Below are 16,065 nucleotides of genomic sequence, written 5' to 3'. Positions count from 1 at the left end.
ACGAGGTCAGTTCTCCCTGGCGTCGGTACCCAGGGTGCGTTCCCCGATCATGAGAACCTGCGCCTGCATCTGCTGCGCGACGAGCGCCGGGTCGATGTTCGACTCGGTGACCACGGCCAGGCGAGATCCGTCGCCGGCACCACGGACGAACAGGAAGCCGCCGTCGAACTCCACGACGATCTGCCGAATCGTGTCGCTGGTGCCGAACTCCCTGCTCATACCGATGCCCAGCGCGGCAAGCCCGGCGCAGGCGGCCGAGACCTTGTCCGCCACGTCGAGCGGCGTCTGGTCGGTCCGCACCTTCATCAGGCCGTCCGACGTGAGCACCACCACGTGGCGCACACCGCGCACCCCGCTGATGAGCTCGAGCATCCAACTGTTCTCGTCGGCCTGTGTCATGCCTTCGGCCTGCGTGGTCATCGGTCCTCCGAAGTCGCGCCGGCGTCAGCCGACGGATCGCTGCTGTCTGATGCGTTCCCAGGCGTCTTGTCAACGCTGAAGAAGGCCCCCATCCACTGTCCGGCCTCCTGGGCCGTCTGCTGGCGGGCGGGCCTGGCCTGCTTCCCGTGGGAATCCCCGGCTGCTGCGGGATCGATGGCTGCTGCCTCCTCGCGACGTGAGCGCCGCTGCGGCAGGGCAATCGGCTCTGGGAACTCGTCGTCGTCCGCACCGGTGGTGGCCGGACGGGTCTTCGCGGTTGCCGGGGTGCCCGGCCGTGTCGTGATCGTGGTGTCGGGCCCCTCCAGAGGCTCAGGACGGCTCGGCGGCCGGTCGGTGACGGTCGCCGACGCCGGTGTCGACGGAGTTGACCATGGTTCGTCGCTCAGGGTGGACTCCTCCTTCTCGTCGGCGGCGGCCGCGAGCCCGGCGGGCTCCGCGACGGAACCGGTCCGCCCGAACGGCGTCGCCTCGGTGTGGGCGGCCGGTGCCGGTGACTCCGCGGGCTCGCTCGGCGCGGATGTGGCCGGATCGGCCGGACCGGGCCGCTCCGCCGGGGCCGAGACGTCGGCGATCGCCGTCGCCGCGGTCCCGCGGGTCGGCAGGCTGGGTGCCGTCGGTACGGACGGGACGCGCACGGACGACTCACCGCCCACGCTGCCGATCGCCGACGGCGCCACGGGCTCCGTCAGCTCGCCCGGGATCATCACGATCGCTCGCAGGCCCCCGTAGACCGACTCGGTGATGTCCACGCGGAACCCGTGCCGTCGCGCATAGGTTCCGACGACGGCGAGGCCGGTCTGCGGGATCTCGCCCAGGTCGGTGATGCTGACCTGCTTCTTGCCCGAGGCGATGTCACGCGCCTGGTCGAGCTGCTTGGTGTCGAGGCCGACACCGCAGTCGTCGATCTCGATGACCGCGCCGCGCTGCACCTGGCGCAGGGAGACGAGCACCTGCGTGGTGGGCGGGGAGGACTGTGTGGCGTTGGCCAGGAGCTCGGCCACGAGGTGGATGAGCGGCTCGACGATCCGTGCGGAGACCGCGACCCCCGGGTCGCCCGAGACCTCCACGCGGTGGAAGGCGGTGATGCGTCCGGCCGCGCCCTGCACCACGTCGGGCAGCGCCAGCGGCTCGTTCCACTGCTGGCCCGGCCACTCGCCGCACAGCGCGGCGAGGCTCTGGGCCTGTCGCGCCTGCTGCGCCGCGGCGTGGTCGACGCGCATCGAGGTCTGCAGCACGTCCGGGTCGGTGGAGTGCCGCTGCACCATGCGCGACGCCTCCTCCTGGATGCGGTGCGCGGACGCCTGGACCTTGCGGCCGAGCGAGACGACGGCCACCTGGACCGCGTCGCGCCGCGCCACGCGCTCCTCCTGAACCTGGGTGAGGGCGATACCCGCCTCCTCCAGGCGCTTGAGGGCCTGGTCGTCCTCGATCCGGGGCAGCGGTGGCACCGGGTCGTTCGCGAGGAAGGCTGGCAGCTGCTGCGTCACGAGCGCGTCGAGGGCCGCACGGCGCTCCTCGGCGATCTTCTCGAACACGTGCGCCCGGTGCACGTACATGCGGCTCTCGGCCACATCGGTGCTGGCGCTGCGCTGGGCGACGAAGGCGGCGACCACGGCGAGGACGATCGCGGCGATCCCGACCACCCAGCCGAGGGACTTGCCGCCCCATTGCGACGTGTAGAGAGCGGGTGCCACCAGGACGAAGGCGGCGACGCCGGCGACACTGACCCAGGGCGCGACCTGGCGCAGCCTGCTCGGCGGAGTAGAAGACGTCGAGCTCACAGAGCCGGTCCCCCCATGTTGATTTCGTCATCGGAGCCGCGGGACGAACGAGGCGGGTCGGCACCGTCCTCGTCTACGCAGCACAACAAGGGCGAAGGAGCCCTCGTCAGGGTTCGATTTCTACCACAGGAAGAAATCCGGCGGTACCCCTCAATCGTGGTGCGAACTGGAATTTTCCCCCGGAACGGCCACCTGTTGCCGCAGGTCAACTTGTGAAAAGTTAGTGTTCCCTCATGACTGCCGCACCCCGCACGCCGCTCGACCCGTCCGCCGACCCGTACACCTGGCTCGAGGACGTCTCCGGTGAGGAGGCCCTGGGCTGGGTTCTCGAGCGCAACACCCAGATGTCCGACGCGCTCGGCGGCGAGCTGTTCGACCAGATCTCCAAGCAGGTACGGGAGGTGCTCGACGCCGAGGACAAGATCCCGTACGTGTCCCAGGTCGGGGACCACTACTACAACTTCTGGCGCGACGCGCGGCACGTGCGCGGTGTGTGGCGGCGCACCACACCGGCGTCGTACGCGACCCGGAACCCCGACTGGGAGACGGTCCTGGACCTGGACGAGCTGGCGCGGGAGGAGGGCGAGAGCTGGGTGTGGCACGGCGCCTCGGTGCTGCGCCCCGACCCGGAGGAGTTCGCCGCCGGCGCGCCGTGGCGTCGCGCCCTGGTGGACCTCTCCCCCGGCGGGTCGGACACGGACGTGACGCGGGAGTTCGACCTCGTCGAGAAGCGGTTCGTGCCCGCCGAGGAGGGCGGCTTCGTCCGCCCGGCGGCCAAGGGAAGCCTCGGGTGGGTCGACGCGGACACCGTGTACCTGTCCACCGACTTCGGCGAGGGCACGACGACGACATCGGGCTACCCCAGGATCACGAAGCTGTGGCGCCGCGGCACGCCGATGGAGTCCGCGGTGACCGTGTTCGAGGGGGAGAGCACCGACGTCGAGGTGTCCGCCCGGCGCTCGCGCACGCCGGGCTTCGAGCGCGACCTCGTCGTGCGCGCACCGTCGTTCTTCACGAGCGAGACCTGGCTGGTCACCGGCGTCGGGACCGCGGAGCAGGAGCTGACCAGGATCGACGTCCCCGACTCGGCCAACGTCGGCGTGCACCGCGAGTGGCTGCTCGTGCGGCTGCGCGACGACTGGGGGACGTACCGGGCCGGATCGCTGCTCGCGGCACCGTTCGACGCCTTCCTGGCCGGGTCCCGGCAGCTGACGGTGCTGTTCGAGCCCACCGCGACGGCGTCGCTGGCCGGGACCGCCTGGACACGGCACCATCTCGTGGTCAACGTCCTGGAGGACGTCACCAACCGCCCCTACGTGCTGACACCGCCGGCCGTACCCGAGGGTGACGACGGTGCCGCCCTGGCCGGACGCCCGTGGACGCGCTCGGAACTGCCCGTCTCCGGGGAGCTGTTGTCGGTCGGCGTGAGCTCCGTCGACGCCGTCGACTCCGACGACGTCTGGGTGACCACCACGGGGTTCCTGACGCCGCCGACCCTCGCCCGGGGGTCCGCCGCCCCGGACGCCGGCCCCGACGGCGCCCCGGCCGTGCCCACGCCGCTCAAGTCGGCCCCCGCCCACTTCGACGCGGACGGGCTCGTCGCACGACAGCGGTTCACGACGTCCGACGACGGCACCCGGGTGCCGTACTTCGTCGTGGGGCGTCCCGACGTGCTCGACGGCCGCGCCCCCGCCCCTGCGCTCCTGTGGGGCTACGGCGGCTTCGAGATCGCGCTGCAGCCGGCGTACTCGGGAACGATCGGGCGCGCCTGGCTCGAACGCGGCGGCGTGTACGCGGTCGCCAACATCCGCGGCGGCGGCGAGTACGGACCGGCCTGGCACCAGGCCGCCCTCCGGGAGAAGCGGCACCGTGCGTACGAGGACTTCGCGGCGGTGGCACGCGACCTCGTCGCACGGGGGATCACCGAGACGGGCCGCCTCGGGATGGAGGGCCGTTCCAACGGCGGCCTGCTCGCCGGGAACATGCTCACCCAGTACCCGGACCTGTTCGGTGCGGTGATCGTGGGTGTGCCGCTGCTGGACATGAAGCGGTACTCCCACCTGCTGGCCGGCGCCTCGTGGATGGCCGAGTACGGCGACCCGGACACCGACGACTGGGAGTTCCTGCGCGAGTTCTCGCCCTACCACCTGTTCTCGCAGGACCGTGAGTACCCGCCCGTGCTGTTCACCACGTCGACCAAGGACGACCGCGTGCACCCGGCCCACGCCCGCAAGCTGGCCGCCCTCATGCTGACGCACGGCAAGGACGTGACGTACTACGAGAACATCGAGGGAGGGCACGGCGGTGCCGCGGACAACGGCCAGGCCGCCTACATGGCCGCCACCCACTGGACGTTCCTGTGGAACCGCCTCGGGAAGTAATCGCACCCTCCGGCGGTTCGTAGACTTGATGGACGTGACCGCCTCCCTGACCGAGCCCGTCACCGGACACCCTGACGGCTCCGAGCCGCCACCGGACACCGGTGCCTATCTCGACCACGCCGCCACCACGCCGATGACCTCGGCCGCGCTGGCGGCGTTCGTCGAGCACGCGCACCACACCGGAAACGCGTCCTCGCTGCACTCGGCGGGCCGCGCCGCCCGGCGCACCGCCGAGGAGTCCCGCGAGACCGTCGCCGCGGCCCTCGGCGCCCGGCCCAGCGAGGTGGTCTTCACCGCGAGCGGCACCGAGGCCGACAACCTCGCCATCAAGGGCATGTTCTGGGGACGGCGTGCCGAGGACAGGCGCCGCACGCGCATCCTCGTGTCGGCCGTCGAACACCACGCCGTGCTCGACCCCGCCTTCTGGCTGGCCGGGCACGCGGGCGCGCAGGTGGTTCTCCTTCCCGTCGACGGCGAGGGCCGGATCGACCTGGACGCCCTGCGCGCCGAACTCGCCGAGCATGCCGAGGAGATCGCGCTCGTGTCGGTCATGTGGGCGAACAACGAGGTCGGCACGGTGCAGCCGGTACGCGACGTCGTGCGGGCGGCCCGGCACCACCAGATCCCCGTGCACGTGGACGCCGTCCAGGCCGTCGGCCAGGTCCCCGTGGACTTCACCGCGTCCGGCGCCGACGCCATGACCGTCAGCGGGCACAAGGTCGGCGGCCCCGCCGGCGTCGGCGCCCTGCTCGCGCGCCGCGACCTCCCGCTCGACGCGGTGCTGCACGGCGGCGGACAGGAACGCGGCGTGCGCTCCGGGACGCTCGACGTGCCCGCGATCGCCGCGTTCGCCGTCGCCGTCCGCGACGCCGTGGCCGGCCGCGAGGCACACGCCGGCCGGATCGCCGCCCTGCGCGACGAGCTCGTCTCCCGCGTCCGCGACATCGTGCCCGACGCGATGCTCTGCGGACCCGACCCGCAGGCCCATCCCGACGGGCGCCTGCCCGGCAACGCCCACTTCGCCTTCCCCGGAGCGGAGGGCGACTCGCTGCTCTACCTGCTGGACTCCGCCGGCGTCCAGGCCTCGACGGGGTCCGCCTGCCAGGCCGGTGTCCCCCAGCCCTCGCACGTCCTGCTGGCCATGGGCGTCCCGGAGACCGCGGCCCGCGGCGCGCTGCGGTTCTCCCTCGGCACCACCTCCACCCGCGCCGACGTCGACCGGCTCGCCGCCGCGCTGCCGCAGGTGGTCGAACGGGCACGCGCCGCCGGACTCGTGGGAGGCCGCCGCTCATGAAGGTTCTGGCAGCGATGTCCGGCGGTGTCGACTCGGCCGTGGCCGCGGCACTCGCGGTCGAGGCGGGGCACGACGTCGTCGGCGTGCACATGGCCCTGTCGCGCAACCGTGACCAGTTCCGCAGCGGCTCGCGCGGCTGCTGCTCCATCGAGGACGCGGGCGACGCCCGCCGCGCCGCCGACGTGCTCGGCATCCCGTACTACGTGTGGGACCTGTCGGAGACGTTCGAGGAGACGGTGGTCGCCGACTTCCTCACCGAGTACGAGGCCGGCCGCACGCCCAACCCCTGCGTGCGCTGCAACGAGCACATCAAGTTCGAGGCGCTGCTGGACAAAGCGACCGCGCTCGGGTTCGACGCGGTCGCGACGGGGCACTACGCCCGGATCGAGACACGGGACGCCGGGCACCCGGGTGGCCCCGTCCGTGAGCTGCACCGCTCCCCCAACACGGCCAAGGACCAGTCGTACGTCCTGGCCGTCATGGGGCCCGAGCGCCTGGCCCGGGCGATGTTCCCGCTGGGCGGTTTCGCCACCAAGGACGAGGTTCGCGCCGAGGCCGCGCGGCGCGGCCTGTCGGTCTCCGCGAAGCCGGACTCCTACGACATCTGCTTCGTCGCCGACGGCGACACCCGCGGCTTCCTGCAGAGGCGCCTCGGCTCCCGGCCCGGCACCGTGGTGGACACCAGCGGCGAGGTGGTCGGCGAGCACGACGGCGCCTACGCGTTCACGGTGGGCCAGCGCAAGGGCCTCGGGCTCGGCCGCCCGGCCGCCGACGGGAAGGCCCGCTACGTGGTGGACGTGCAGACCTCGACCAACACCGTCGTCGTCGGCCCCGCCGAGCTGCTCAGCGTGAACCGGATCGGCGGGGACCAGGCGGTCTGGTTCGACGGCGCCCTGGACGCCGCGCCCGCCGGCGACGGCTGGTTCGACGCCGAGGTGCAGGTGCGGGCGCACGGAACCCCGGTCCCGGCGCGGGTGCGCGCTCCGGAAGGCGGCGCGATGGAGATCGAGCTGACCGGCGAGCCGCTGCGCGGTGTGGCGGCCGGGCAGTCCGTCGTCGCCTACCGCGGTACCCGCGTCCTGGGACAGGCGACCGTCACGAAGGCCTGGCGCGGCTGAGCGTCCCGCTCTCGCGGGAGGCGGCCCGACGACGGACCCCTGGCGCCGCGGCGCCAGGGGTCCGTCATTCGTTCAGCAGCGGGCGCCGGGGATCACCGGCCCCAGGGCCACCAGCCGTGGCCGTGCTTCTTGTCCAGGCCGAGCGCGTTCTTCATCGTGAAGAACAGGTCGGTCTGGTCCGTCAGGCCCACGACGTTGGCCGCACCGGGGCCGTAGCCGGCGATCCGCACCTGCGTCCCGGTGTGCGTCTGGGAGTGGCCCTGCGCGGCGGTGCCGTAGGCGATGGTCATCGGCTGACCGTCCGCCGTGGTCAGCGTGCGGGTCAGGCCCGGGGTCGTGATGCCGGGGTAGACGATCTGGCTGGTGTGGCCGTGGTCGGCCGAGACCACGACGAGCGTGTTGCCGTCACGCTCGGCGAAGTCCATCGCCGCGCGCACCGCGTGGTCGAAGTCGACGTTCTCGCCGAGCTGGGCGCACGGGTTCGCGGCGTGGTCCTGCTTGTCGATGCTGGCGCCCTCGACCTGCAGGAAGAAGCCCTTGCGGGCGTGACGGTCGTCGAGCACGTCGATCGCCTTGGTGGTCATGGCCTCGACGGTCGGGATGTCGGCCGTGTGCGCGGGGTTCTCCTCGCAGGTCACCGCCGGCTCGCTGCCGCCGGTCGGCGTCGCGAGCGGACCGTTCCACACGGTCGGCAGGTGGCTGGGCGCGAACACGCCGAGCAGCGGGGCGTCCTGGTCGGCGGCCTGGACGGACTCCAGGGCCGCGGCATCGGTCACGACGTTGAAGCCGCGCTCGGTCGCCTGATCCATGAGGGTCATGCCCGCGTACTCGCCCGCCGTCGCGGTCTCGGCGAAGTACCGCGCGCCGCCACCCAGGACGACGTCGGGACGGGTGGCGAGGGTCTGCTCCGTGATGGAGCCGGGGCCGCCGTTCTCGATCTTCTGCGCCTCGCAGGCGTCCATGCCCGACGGGGACTTGCAGCCGCGCGTGGCCACGTGCGACATCAGGACGGCCGGGGTCGCGTCCTGGATCTCCGCGGTGGAGACGTTGCCGGTGCGGAGGCCCGCCTTCTTGGCCAGCTCGAGGATGGTGGCGTGCGAGTTCCCGTCGAGGTCCACGGAGATCGCGCCGTTGTACGTCTTCGTGCCGGTGGCCCAGCCCGTGCCCGATGCCGCGGAGTCGGTCACGTAGTCCGGCAGGCCGTTGCTCGGGTCGAGGGCGTAGGTGGTGTACTGGCCGGTCAGGGGGAGGGCGTCGATGCCGGGCAGCTCCCCGGCCGCGCCGTACTGGTAGTTGCGGGCGATGGTGATCTCGGAGTCGCCCATGCCGTCACCGATGAGGAGGATGACGTTCCGGGCGGGACCCTGACGGATCTCCGAGCGCACCTGACGGGTCTGGTCCCCGTCGTGGCGGGTGGCGTCACCGGTTCCGGTGAGGCCGGACGTGACGGCGTAGCTCGAGGCCGCGCCGAGGACCAGGGTCCCGACGAGTGCCGAGGCAAGAGTGATGCGCCGTGCTGAGGTTCGCACTGGAGCTCTCCTTCGGATCGAGAAGGCGGCAGTCTGCCGCCCGGAGCGAGGCAATCAGCACGGGGTTGCCGACGGGTGGCTGTCCGGTGAGGTCCAGGAGAACGACGGGCGATGCCCCCGCCTCACCCTAGGCGAGCACGAGCGGTCCCGCAGGAGAGACGTCGCTCCATCCCAGGTCCGTGAGCAGCGTGGCGGCACCCCGGGAGCGCAGGCCACGCTCGCACACGACGACGATCGGCGCGTCGGACGGGTGGTCCGCCAGAGCGGCCGGGAGGTCTCCGGCGGCCAGGGCCTCGAGGTCGGCGCGTACCACGAGGGTTCCCTCGGGGACGTTCGCCGGCAGGCGCCCGACGTCGACGACGAGCACGCCGTCGGGCAGGCGGGCGGCGAGCGTGCCCGGGGTGCCCACGCCGGCGGGTGCGGGAGGCGCGCCGCCTGCCGGCCCCGTGCCCGCCTCCGCACCCCGGACGTCCTCGGGACCCGCGTCGCCGCCGGGCCGGGCGACCGCCGCGATCTCCGGCGCGGCGAGCGGGATCGTGTCCCAGGCCGAGGTGCGCGCGTCGTACACGAGCAGTCGCCCGAGCGCGACGTCGCCCGTACCGGTGAGCAGCTTGACCGCCTCGACCGCGAGCGCCGAACCGACCGCGCCGCAGGCGGGGCCCAGGACGCCGACGGTCTCGCAGGAGTCGCCCTCGGGCGGCTGGGGCCCGAACACGTCGGGGTAGGTGATGGCGCGTCCGTCGGGGGCGGCGGACCACCACACCGAGACCTGGCCGTCCCAGCCCAGGACCGTCCCCCAGACGACGGGCATGCCGAGCGCGGCGGCGGCGTCGGACACGGCGTACCGGGTGGCGAACGTGTCCGAGCCGTCCACGACCAGGTCGTAGCCGGTCAGGAGGTCGCGGGCGTTCGTGGTGTCGAGGCGGAGCCGGTGCTCGACGACCGTCAGTCCGCCGCCACGCTGGGCCCGCAGGGCGTCGGCGGCGGAGGCGGTCTTGGCGCGTTCGGCGTCGGCGGGCCCGTGCAGTATCTGGCGTTGCAGGTTGGACGGCGCGACGACGTCGTCGTCCACGATCCCGAGCGTGCCCACGCCGGCGGCGGCCAGGTACTGCAGTGCGGGGGACCCGAGGCCTCCGGCGCCGATCACGACGACGCGCGCGCCGGCGAGCCGGGCCTGCGCCTCGGGGCCGAACCCGCCGAGCAGCAGGTGCCGGGCGGCGCGGCGGCGCTCATCGGGCGCCAGGGGCTCCCGGACGGGTACGAGCGGTGGCAGCGACGTCATGGCTCCATTCTGCGCCGAAGCAGGTGGCGGCCGTACTCCCGGTCGGCAGGCAGGACTCTTCCGCCTCGTCGAAGACAGTCACGAGCTTGAGCCTCGTTTGATCAAGCGTGGCATCGCAACACCTCGTCAAACTCGATCAGACTCGCATCGTCCCGAAGAGACCTGACAACAGCTCACACCTCCATGACGCCCGTAGGACGCCCGGAGGCGAGGCTGCCTGTCCGTCGTGCCGAACGAGTGGGCCGGTGCGGGAGGTTCAGCCCTTGTGGCGGCGGATTTCCTCCGCCGCCTGGGGCAGGACGTCCGCGAGCTCCCCGATGACCGCGAAGTCGCAGATCTCGAGGATCGGCGCCTCCGGGTCGCTGTTCACGGCGACGATGCGCTGGGACGCCTGCATACCGCCGCGGTGGTGCGGCGCGCCGGAGATGCCGGCGCCGATGTACACGCGCGGCGCGATGGTCACGCCGGTCTGTCCGATGTAGGTGTCCCACCAGCCCTCGAACACGGCGTCGCGCGACGCGCCGACGGCCGCGCCGAGCGCGTCGGCCAGTTCGGTGACGGGCGCGAAGTCGCCGTCGGTCCCGCGCCCGCCCGCGACCACGATCGCCGCCTCGTCCAGCGGGGGCCGGTCGCCCGATCGGGTCTTCACCTCGCGGGAGGCGAGTGTCATGCCGAGGTTCGGCACCTCGACGGGCAGCGGCTCGGTCTGCGTGTTCACGGGGGCGCCGGCAGGGGCCGGGACGACGGCGTTCGCGCGGACGGTGAGCACCGCGACGTCCGTGGTCACCTCGCACGCCGTGTCCCAGGACCCGGCGAAGACGCGCTTGGACCCGACGATGCGGCCGTCGTCGCCCTCGGACACTCCCGCGGCGTCGACGATCAGGCCGGCGCCGAGTTCGCGGGCGGTGAGCGCCGCCGCCTCCTTCGCGGCGAAGCTGCTGGGCAGCAGCACCATGTCCGCGTCCGTCCGGCGCAGGGCCGCTGCCAGGCCCGCGGCGACGACAGGGGGCAGGTGCCGCTCGTCGCCGGTGACCACATGGCCGGCGGCGTCGGAGAACTCGGCCTGGTGCACGGTCTGGACGCCGTAGGCCTCGAGCTGTGCGAGAACGTCGAGGCCCGGTGCTTCCAGGGCGACCGCTTCGACGGTGCCGAGGCCGCGGGCGATGGTGAGGAGTTCCAGCACGCTGGTGCGGATCTCGGTGGCCGGGTCGAGCAGGACCAGGACGGTGCGGTTCGTCATGTCGGGTTCCCTCTCAGACCAGGTCGTTCTTGATCAGGTACGCGGCCAGGGCCTTGCCGCCCTCACCCTTGTCGGTGACCAGCTCCACCTCGGGGCGCTCGGGTCGCCGCCCGGCGCTGAGGGTGCGCGTGCGGGCGACGGGTGCGTCCAGCCCGATGTCCGACGCCGTCCACGTCTCGACCTGCTTGGCGCGGGCGGCCATGATGCGCTTGAAGTTGGGCAGCCGCGGCTGGTTCGCGGTGTCCGTCACGGACAGCACGGCGGGCAGGGGCGCGGTGAGCTCCTCGGTGACGTCGTCGTGCTCGCGGGTCACGGACAGGACGCCGTCGGACACGGAGACCTTCTTGGCCAGGGTCAGCGCGGGCCGGCCGAGTTCGGCGGCGAGCAGGGTCGGCACCACGGAGCCGAGGCCGTCGAGGGCTGCCATGCCGGTGACCACCAGGTCGACGGGCCCTTCGGACTCCAGCTTCCGGACGGCGGCGGCCAGGGCCGTGGCGGTGCCGAAGTAGTCGGCGCCGGCGAGGACGTCGTCGGAGACCCGGATGCCGCGTTCCACGCCGAGCTGGAACGCCTTGCGCAGTGCGGGGTCGCCCTCGGGCGGCGCGACGGTCACCGCGACGACCTCGCCCTCGCCGGCCGCCTCGACGAGCTGGAGGGCGGCCTCGACGGCGTTCTCGTCGAGCTCGTTGAGGGTGCCCTCCTCAGGGGTGCGGCGAACGCGACAGTCCTCGAAGCCCCGGTCGGTGCTGATGTCCGGGACGTACTTGACCGTGACGACGATGCGCATGGCAAAACCCTAACCGGGCGGGCCTGGCGGCATACGGTCGGCGGCGCCAGGCGGGCGGGTCAGGGCGCGAAAGATCGCGTCGACCTCCTCGGGTGTGCTGTCCGGGCTGGTCATGAGCCACCACTGCACCAGAGCGAGGTGGGAGCCGATGATGTGGCCGACCACGGCCTCTCGGGGGATGCCGCCCGCGGTGAACGCGGGTAGCTCGCCGCGGACGATGTCGGCCAGCAGGCCCTCGATGACCGCGAGCACGGGATGCAGGCGCCCGGCGCCGAACACGGTCATCGCGACCTGGCGCTGCTCGTCCAGATGGCGCAGGAGGGGCAGGCTGAACCGCAGCGGGTCGGGTGGGCGTCCGGAGGCGTCGCCGCCGGACGGGTCGATCAGGAGGCGCAGGTCGGCGAAGCCGTCCTTGAGCAGGTCTTCCTTGTTCGAGTAGTGGTTGTAGAACGTCGACCGGCCCACATCGGCCCGGTCGATGATGTCCTGGATGGTGACCTCCTCGTAGCCCTTCTCGGCCATGAGCGCCAGCAGGGCATCCAGCAGCGCTCGCCGGGTGCGGCGGACCCTTCGGTCCTGGGTTGTGACCATCGTCACCTCGAGTTCCTGGACATCGGATACGGATCGTGTGCGCTTCCGCACGCCGCGGCGCGGAGTGCTTCTTGCCCGACCCCTGCCACCCGACCTTAACTCTATTCCTGAACTGATGTTCCGAATTGGCTAGATGTTCAGCAACAGAGAGGTGCCACATGCCACAGGTCGTGACCAGGAGGAAGAGTCCCGTGGACGGTCCGGTGATGAGCGCTCGCGGGCTCGTCAAGACCTACCCGCTGCCGTCGGGGGAGGTCACCGCGCTCGGCGGCATCGACCTGGACGTCACGGCGGGCGAGTTCGTCGCCGTGGTGGGCCGGTCCGGCAGCGGCAAGACCACACTGCTCAATCTGCTCGCGGGCATCGACCGGCCCACCACCGGAGAGATCGTCGTGGCCGGGACATCCGTCCACGAACTGCGCGGCTCGCGGCTGGCGGCCTGGCGCGGCAGGACGATCGGCCTGGTGTTCCAGTTCTTCCAGCTGCTGCCCACCCTGACCGTGGCCGAGAATGTCATGCTGCCGATGGACCTGTGCGCCACCGTCCCGGCCCGGCAGCGCCGCTCCCGGGCCGACGGCCTGCTGGAGCAGGTCGGCATCCTCGACCAGGCCGGCAAGCTGCCGTCCGCGCTGTCGGGCGGGCAGCAGCAGCGCGCGGCCATCGCGCGTGCGCTGGCCAACGAGCCACCCGTACTGATGGCCGATGAGCCCACCGGCAACCTCGACTCGGCCACGTCGGACAGCGTCCTGGACCTGTTTGCCCAGCTTGCCGCGGACGGCCGGACGGTGCTGATGGTCACCCACGAGCGCGACGTCTCGCGCCACGCCACCCGGCACATCACCCTCGGCGACGGGCTGATGGCCGGCGATACCGCCGGCGGGAACCTGCCCGAAGGCATGCTGCCATGACCGCCCTGCGGCTGCTGAAGATCGCCCGCGACCTGTGGAGCGCGCGCACCCGGATCGCCATGATGATCGCCGCGATCGCGGTGAGCGTCGTCATGGTGACGACCTTCCTCTCCGCCCGGGCGATCATCAGCCAGGAGATGACCCGCAACTACGCCGAGACACACCCCGCCTCGGCGACCGTGCACGTTCCCGGCGGCGTCGACGCGGACGCGCTCGCCGCCGTCCGCGCCCAGGAGAACGTCCTCGACGCCACCGCCCGCGCCACGCTCCAGGGCCGCATCAGGGTGGGCGACGGGCCCTGGCGCACCCTCGTGCTCTTCGTCAGCGACCCGGGGGACCCTCAGCGGATCAGCAGGGTCGCGCTCCAGGAGGGCAGCTGGCCGCCACCGGAAGACGGCCTGCTGCTGGAGCGCACCGCGCTGGACTACCTCGGCGTACCCGCCGGCAGACAGGTGATCGTCGCGGCCCCTGGCGGCACACCGACCACCATGACCGTCACCGGGACCGTGCATGACGGCGGTGTCGCGCCGGCCGAGCAGGAACAGACCGTCTACGGCTACGCGACCACCGCGACCCTGGGCACCCTGGGCGCGCCGCCCGTCCTGGACCAGATACGCGTCCTCGTGGGCGACTCCGACGGCCCCACCACCGACGCGGCCGCCATCGACCGCACCGCACAGCGAGTCGCCGACGCGCTCGCGGCCCGGGGCCGTCCCGCCACCGGCATCGACATCCCGCCCCCGGGGCGCCATCCGCATCAGGGGCAGATGGTGACCGTCGCCTCCGTGCTGCTGGCGTTCGGGATCGTGGCCCTGCTGCTGTCGTCGATCCTGGTGGCCACGATGCTTGGCGGCATGCTGACCGCGCAGACCGGGCAGATCGGAGCGATGAAGGCCATCGGTGCCCGCACGGGCCAGGTCCTGCGGATGTACCTGATCCAGGCCGCCGCGATCTCCGTGGCCGCCACCGCCATCGCGGTTCCGCCCGGACTCGCCCTCGGCCCGCTGCTCGCCGGGCAAGGCGCCGAGCTCCTCAATCTCGATGTCGCCGGCACGCCGGCACCGGGCGGGGTGTACGCCGCCGCCCTGACCGCCGGTATCGGCGTGCCCCTGCTGGTGGCGCTCGTGCCCCTGGTGCGGAGCAGCCGTATCACCGTCCGTCAGGCCATCGACGCCCAGGGCACCGGCACCGCTGTTCCCGGCGGGCGGGTCGAGCGCGTCGTGGCCCGGCTGCGCGGCCCCGGCCGCACGCAACTCATGGCCCTGCGCAACGTCTTCCGGCGACGCGGACGCCTGGTGCTCACCGCCGGGCTGCTCGCCGTGGCCGGGTCCATGTTCCTCACCGGCCTGAACACCGCGGGCGGCTGGAGCGCCCTGGTCTCCCGGAGCATCGAACAGCGCAGCTACGACGCCGAGATCCAGCTCGACCAGGGCTACGACGCCGTCCGGCTCACCGAGCTCGCCCTGGACACCCCCGGCGTCCGGGATGCCGAGGCCTGGGGGCGCACCGCCACGTCGGTGCACGACCCCGGACGTACCGACGTGGCTCACGTCTACCCCGACGAGGCCCACGCGAGCTTCACCGTCCTGGCCCCGCCCGCCGGCACCCGGCTGATGCGCCTGCCCCTGACCGCCGGGCGGTGGCTGCGGCCCGACGACACCGACGCCGTCGTGCTGAACCACCTCGTCCCGGCCCAGCAGGTCCCGGGCATCACGGTCGGCGACGACATCACCCTGACCGTCGCCGGCAGGCCCGTCACCCGCCGCGTCGTGGGCATCGTGTCCGACTTCGGCACGCTCGGCACCGCCTACCTCACCGACCGGGACTACGCCGCCCTCACCGACGTCCCCGGCCACACCGAGCTGCTCCGGGTGGTGACCGACCGCCACGACCCCGCGGGCCACCAGGCCGTCCTGGACCGGCTGGAACACACCCTGGCCGCGGCGGGCATCGGCATCCGGCAGTCCACCACGATCGACACGTTGCGCGTCGCTCTGGACGGGCACGTCCTCGTGCTGGCCGACGCCCTGATCGCGCTGGCCGTCGTCCTCGGCTTCGTCGGGCTGCTCTCGCTCGCGTCCGCCATGAGCACCAGCGTGCTCGAACGGACCAGGGAGTTCGGCGTCCTGCGCGCTCTCGGCGCCACCACGACCAGGATCCGCGGCCTGGTCATCACCGAGGGCGTGGCCATCGCCATCCTCGGGCTGCTGCTCGCGGCGGCCGCGGCGGTGCCCCTGACCCGGATGTTCGGCGACTTCCTCGGCACCCAGGCGTTCCGGCACACCCTGCCGTACGTCTACTCCCTGCCGGCGCTCGTGCTGTGGACGCTGCTCACGCTTGCCGGCGCCGCGGCGGCCAGCGCGGTCGCCGCCCGGCGGGCTTCCCGGATCACGGTTCGCGAAGCCCTCACCACCCTGTGAACCGCCACCCCTGAACCACCATCCCCTGAACCGCCGCCGATCACCACCGCCGAGAATCCACGGAAGAGGCCGAACATGAACCGAACCCGCACCGTCCTGCTGATCGTCCTGGGCGCAGCCGTCCTGATGGCGAGCATCCACTTCGCCGTCAACGGGCTGCCTGCCCTCGACGCCCTCAACCCGCACGCCGGCTGACCGCTGCCGCGGAGTCGGGGCGGCCCGGGTCGCGCGACCGCGCCCAGCCAGGGTCCGGTCGCACGACCCGGGCGTGCGACCGGCCGCGCGGCCCGCCG

12 protein-coding genes are annotated in these 16,065 nt (G+C 72.7%); 5 read left to right on the top strand and 7 right to left on the bottom strand.

What is annotated here, in order from left to right:
- Positions 1–6: 6 nt before the first annotated feature.
- Together HGK34_RS10330 and HGK34_RS10325 are read right to left on the bottom strand one after the other, a co-directional pair.
- Positions 7–420 carry a roadblock/LC7 domain-containing protein gene (locus HGK34_RS10330; RefSeq protein WP_201846856.1) on the bottom strand — a complete coding sequence of 138 codons (414 nt, stop codon included), beginning with the start codon at positions 418–420 and terminating at the stop codon, positions 7–9.
- Entirely contained in the window at positions 417–2,222 is a 1,806-nt protein-coding gene (locus tag HGK34_RS10325; protein WP_201846855.1) for an ATP-binding protein, read from the bottom strand. Before HGK34_RS10325 ends, HGK34_RS10330 begins: the two co-directional genes overlap by 4 nt.
- Before the next feature lie 233 nt (positions 2,223–2,455).
- Between HGK34_RS10325 and HGK34_RS10320 the strand changes: the two genes are divergently transcribed.
- Genes HGK34_RS10320 through mnmA form a run of 3 tightly spaced genes read left to right on the top strand, consistent with a single transcriptional unit; the run spans position 2,456 to position 7,015 of the window.
- Positions 2,456–4,603 (top strand): prolyl oligopeptidase family serine peptidase, encoded by a 2,148-nt coding sequence (locus HGK34_RS10320; protein WP_201846853.1) that lies wholly within the window; start codon positions 2,456–2,458, stop codon positions 4,601–4,603.
- Positions 4,604–4,649: 46 nt separating this feature from the next.
- Positions 4,650–5,897 carry a cysteine desulfurase family protein gene (locus tag HGK34_RS10315; RefSeq protein ID WP_280517889.1) on the top strand — a complete coding sequence of 416 codons (1,248 nt, stop codon included), beginning with the start codon at positions 4,650–4,652 and terminating at the stop codon, positions 5,895–5,897.
- On the top strand, positions 5,894–7,015 hold the full coding sequence (gene mnmA, locus HGK34_RS10310) for a tRNA 2-thiouridine(34) synthase MnmA (RefSeq protein WP_201846849.1): 1,122 nt from the start codon (positions 5,894–5,896) through the stop codon (positions 7,013–7,015). The genes HGK34_RS10315 and mnmA overlap by 4 nt, the downstream gene beginning before the upstream one ends.
- A gap of 92 nt (positions 7,016–7,107) precedes the next feature.
- Here mnmA and phoA read toward each other — a convergent pair whose 3' ends face one another.
- The 5 genes from phoA to HGK34_RS10285 all read right to left on the bottom strand — a co-directional run bounded on the left by phoA (position 7,108) and on the right by HGK34_RS10285 (position 12,444).
- Positions 7,108–8,544, bottom strand: coding sequence for an alkaline phosphatase (phoA, locus tag HGK34_RS10305; RefSeq protein WP_307815892.1), 1,437 nt, complete (start codon positions 8,542–8,544; stop codon positions 7,108–7,110).
- Positions 8,545–8,671: 127 nt separating this feature from the next.
- Positions 8,672–9,826: a ThiF family adenylyltransferase gene (locus HGK34_RS10300; protein WP_201846847.1), complete on the bottom strand. Its 1,155-nt coding sequence runs from the start codon at positions 9,824–9,826 to the stop codon at positions 8,672–8,674.
- A 256-nt stretch (positions 9,827–10,082) separates the two neighbouring features.
- Complete coding sequence (locus tag HGK34_RS10295) at positions 10,083–11,066, bottom strand: electron transfer flavoprotein subunit alpha/FixB family protein (protein WP_201846845.1); 984 nt, start codon at positions 11,064–11,066, stop codon at positions 10,083–10,085.
- Positions 11,067–11,079: 13 nt separating this feature from the next.
- Complete coding sequence (locus tag HGK34_RS10290; RefSeq protein WP_201846843.1) at positions 11,080–11,853, bottom strand: electron transfer flavoprotein subunit beta/FixA family protein; 774 nt, start codon at positions 11,851–11,853, stop codon at positions 11,080–11,082.
- 9 nt (positions 11,854–11,862) lie between these two features.
- Positions 11,863–12,444 (bottom strand): TetR/AcrR family transcriptional regulator, encoded by a 582-nt coding sequence (locus HGK34_RS10285; RefSeq protein WP_244666612.1) that lies wholly within the window; start codon positions 12,442–12,444, stop codon positions 11,863–11,865.
- Between the two features lie 206 nt (positions 12,445–12,650).
- On the opposite strand from HGK34_RS10285, the gene HGK34_RS10280 reads away from it, so the two are divergent.
- Together HGK34_RS10280 and HGK34_RS10275 are read left to right on the top strand one after the other, a co-directional pair.
- A complete protein-coding gene (locus HGK34_RS10280) occupies positions 12,651–13,352 on the top strand; it encodes an ABC transporter ATP-binding protein (protein ID WP_244666605.1) in 702 nt (233 codons plus the stop codon).
- Positions 13,349–15,772 carry an FtsX-like permease family protein gene (locus HGK34_RS10275; RefSeq protein WP_201846837.1) on the top strand — a complete coding sequence of 808 codons (2,424 nt, stop codon included), beginning with the start codon at positions 13,349–13,351 and terminating at the stop codon, positions 15,770–15,772. The genes HGK34_RS10280 and HGK34_RS10275 overlap by 4 nt, the downstream gene beginning before the upstream one ends.
- Positions 15,773–16,065 lie beyond the last annotated feature (293 nt).

The sequence above is a fragment of the Myceligenerans indicum genome, assembly GCF_016742955.1.
In the GTDB taxonomy this organism is placed as follows: Bacteria; Actinomycetota; Actinomycetes; order Actinomycetales; family Cellulomonadaceae; genus Myceligenerans; species Myceligenerans indicum.
Note: the sequence above shows the minus strand (reverse complement) of the source record. Positions and strands in the feature narration are given on the sequence as shown.